The sequence below is a fragment of the Kurthia populi genome, assembly GCF_042686175.1.
GTDB classification, from domain to species: Bacteria; Bacillota; Bacilli; order Bacillales_A; family Planococcaceae; genus Kurthia; species Kurthia populi.
In genome coordinates this window covers 1-3,328 of sequence record NZ_JBHUOR010000075.1, presented here as the reverse complement: position 1 = coordinate 3,328, position 3,328 = coordinate 1, and the positions used below count along the sequence as shown (strand labels likewise).

Genomic DNA, 3,328 nt, shown 5'->3' with positions numbered 1-3,328 from the left:
CCTGTTGATTTTGGTGTAGGAACTTTAATTATACAGGCTCATATTGAATGGGTCTTTTTTTATTTATTTTGAGTGGTGCACTTAATATTACAATTCGTCTTATAAAAAACAAGTGATGTCGTAACTTCATGACTGCCTCCACCTGTCTTCATTTGCGCGTCAAATGTCACCTTTTGCTCACCAGTTGCCGGCTGATAACCTACTGGTGGGTTTGTTTCTTCTACCGTATAAGAGCCTGTTGTATCAAGCCCGCTAAATGTTACGATCCCATTCGCATCTGTTGTTTTGCTTAGAATTTTATGACCATTTTGCTTTAATGCAAATGTTGCCCCTGTATCTTTGTCATATTTCGTAATGGCTAAATTTGACTTTGTTGTCTGAGGCTTCGTTCCTTGATTGTCTTTTCCGTTATTTCCTTTATTATCCTCTTTTCCTGTTGTTGGGGCTCTTGGTTGCTCAGGATTACCCTTTTGACTATTATCTTTCGTTGACGAATCATTCGATGCAGGTGGTGTTTGTGTTGCAGGTTGCTGTGTAGCATCATCTGATGAACTGGTTGTTCCCTTTGAATCGGGTGTTTGTGTTGTAGGTTGCTCTTTTTGTCTTCTGAAACTTTTGGTTGCTCGCTAGAATCTTGATTTGTAACCTTAGACTGTCCACTGTCTGTTGTCGTACCTTCTGTTACAGCAATTGAATTCATCGTTGGAGACACAAATACAAACGTCGCTGCAAGCGCAATCAAAAATCTTTCTACTAGCGGTTTCCTCATCAGCCTTTCTCCTTTCTATTATTAAATTCATCAAAAAACATAAAAATAAGCTTTCTATCACAAAAAAAGGTTTATTTAATTTCATTTAATACAAAAAAGCTTTTCTCGTATAGTCATATTTTCCTCTTATTTTTATAACGAAACGTAAAAAATAAAATTTGAGTTCAAAAACTTAGTTAAATTAGCTCAATTATGTAATAAGTCAGAAAATTCTAAAAATAATAGAATGAAAAAAGAAACCCATAACTTGTTCGTACATTAGGAATTAAGGTAATAAAAAAAGCCTCGTATAAAACGAGACTTTTCACTCAAACTCTAGACCTTTGGTTGAATAATTGATGCAGCTTGCTCTAATGTAACCATAGTTGTCGCCATCGATAATGCCGCTTCGATAATTGGGAATGCTAAAACAGCACCGGATCCTTCACCTAAGCGCATATTCATTTGTAACATTGGTTCAATATCGAGACGCGCTGCTGCAATTTTAGCCCCCGGTTCTTCAGAGGCATGTGATGCTAACACATAGTCTTGTACATGTGGATTTAGTTCCGCTGCGATTAATGCAGCTACGGTTGAAATATAGCCATCCACGACAAGTGGTACTCGATTTGCCGCTGCAGCTAATGTAACTCCTGCCATTGCACCAATTTCAAGACCACCTACTTTGGCCAACACATCAATAATATCGTCACGATTAGGTTGATTTAGTGCAATTGCTTTGCGAATAACTTCCGCTTTATAAGCGATACCACCTTCTCCAACACCTGCACCAAAACCTGTTACTTCAAGCGGGTCACAATCCTCTAGCACGGATAAAATTGCTGCACTTGGTGTCGTGTTACCAATACCCATTTCCCCAGTTGCTAACAAGTTTACCCCATTCTTAATTTGCTGTGTTGCTACTTCAATTCCAACTTCTATCGAACGAATGGCTTCATCTCGACTCATCGCAGGGCCCTTCGCCATATTATCTGTACCATATTTAACTTTTTTCAAGATCACACCTGAATCTGCTGGTAAATTTTCTAGCACACCAACATCTACCGCCACAACTTCTGCCCCTACAGACTTTGCAAGAGCACAGACACCCGTTGTCCCTTTAGGAAAGCCTAATGTTTGAAAAACCGTTACAGATTGCGGATTGGTTGTAACACCCTCATCGCATACTCCATGATCTCCTGCACATACAACAACTGCTTTTTTATGAATTGTTGGGAATTCTCCATCGTGGATTGCCGCTAGTTTTGCCGCAATACGCTCTAGCTTCCCTAAACTTTTTGGTGGTTTTGCAAGCGAATCGATATAGTTCTCCGCTTTATCGTAATTCGCCTTTGTTGTTGCGGTAATTTGTTCAATTGTTTGTTGTAATAATGACATCTGTTCTTCCTCCTCATTGTCTACACAAAACAAAAAGCCTGTAGTTTATTTGCATTACAAATAAACTACAGACTTTTCCATCGTCTATACGTACGTATACAGCGTTAGGCAGGTCTCCTGGCTTCAGGTCAAGATAGTCGTAAGCCTTCCCGAAAAAATCAGTGGCGTCCTTTACGACCATTCGCTGTTACAGTGGCGGGACCGCTAAAGTTTTGCACTTTATTCCCTATTCTCTCTATTACTAGAGCACCTAATGCTTTATGTAGTTACTTCACTCTATCATATTTTGAATAATCAGTCAACATCCTTTTTCACATCTGACCACATGCGACTTACAATTTTATCAGTTGGTCGATTACGTCCACTAAACGGTCCTTCTTTCGTCATTGGTGCCTCTAAATCAACTAAAAATGCCAGCACTAGCCCATCTTCTGTAAACGTCAATTCTGTTAAATCATTTCCGGTAGCACCATCACGTTTCATTAATATTTCTGCATTTACTCGGATTGCTCCATCAAACACATAAATACACGTTGCATAATCTTCATATGCTGGAATCGCATAGCTTTCACCAGCCTTGCCATGAAGATCATAAATATGGACATTTTGGCGAATCAATAATAGGGCATCGCTAGGAGCTGCAATTAAACGAAAGCCTTGTTGTGGCTCATATTGTGCAAAATGAACTTCCGGTGGCAAATCAACTTCACGAGGACGCACAAAAATTTGTAGCATTTCCGCGTCCATATGCGGCGTACCTTCTTGATGAAAGAAGCTTTCTCCTGCACTCATTAACATATAGCGATTTTCACGAATTGTTTCATATGAGCCATGCGAATCTTCATGGACAAATTCACCCTTTACAAGATAGCTAATAATCTCATCATTTTTATGCTCATGCATTTTAATTAATGTTCCTTTTCGAATAATGGCATGATCAAAAGATTGTAATGGGCCAAAAGCATAATCTTCTTGCTCTTTATCCCCCTCAGCAATCCCTGGCCACAGTGAACGAAACTCAATACGTTGCCCTACTTTATCATATGATTCACTACTTCTAAAAATTTTCATCTAATTCCTCCCTCTATAAATGTTGATATATCAATGGCTCACGCCATTTTTGAGTGTCAAAAAAATATTTTCCAACACGCATATCTAACTTAATTTTGTATTAATTGATAT

General features: G+C 38.8%; 4 protein-coding genes and 1 riboswitch. All 4 genes read right to left on the bottom strand.

What is annotated here, in order from left to right:
- Positions 1 to 59: 59 nt before the first annotated feature.
- The 4 genes from ACFSY7_RS10535 to ACFSY7_RS10520 all read right to left on the bottom strand — a co-directional run bounded on the left by ACFSY7_RS10535 (position 60) and on the right by ACFSY7_RS10520 (position 3,217).
- Positions 60 to 356: a prealbumin-like fold domain-containing protein gene (locus ACFSY7_RS10535; protein WP_380147798.1), complete on the bottom strand. Its 297-nt coding sequence runs from the start codon at positions 354 to 356 to the stop codon at positions 60 to 62.
- Positions 357 to 358: 2 nt separating this feature from the next.
- Entirely contained in the window at positions 359 to 769 is a 411-nt protein-coding gene (locus ACFSY7_RS10530; protein WP_380147797.1) for a hypothetical protein, read from the bottom strand.
- A gap of 315 nt (positions 770 to 1,084) precedes the next feature.
- Entirely contained in the window at positions 1,085 to 2,146 is a 1,062-nt protein-coding gene (gene cobT / locus ACFSY7_RS10525) for a nicotinate-nucleotide--dimethylbenzimidazole phosphoribosyltransferase (RefSeq protein ID WP_380147796.1), read from the bottom strand.
- Between the two features lie 90 nt (positions 2,147 to 2,236).
- Positions 2,237 to 2,415: riboswitch (cobalamin riboswitch) on the bottom strand.
- A 25-nt stretch (positions 2,416 to 2,440) separates the two neighbouring features.
- Positions 2,441 to 3,217 (bottom strand): pirin family protein, encoded by a 777-nt coding sequence (locus ACFSY7_RS10520; protein ID WP_380147795.1) that lies wholly within the window; start codon positions 3,215 to 3,217, stop codon positions 2,441 to 2,443.
- Between the last annotated feature and the right edge of the window lie 111 nt (positions 3,218 to 3,328).

Coding starts and splice junctions, on each gene's coding strand:
- ACFSY7_RS10530 (WP_380147797.1), bottom strand. CDS start 769: ATGAGGAAACCGCTAGTAGAAAGATTTTTGATTGCGCTTGCAGCGACG.
- cobT (WP_380147796.1), bottom strand. CDS start 2,146: ATGTCATTATTACAACAAACAATTGAACAAATTACCGCAACAACAAAG.
- ACFSY7_RS10520 (WP_380147795.1), bottom strand. CDS start 3,217: ATGAAAATTTTTAGAAGTAGTGAATCATATGATAAAGTAGGGCAACGT.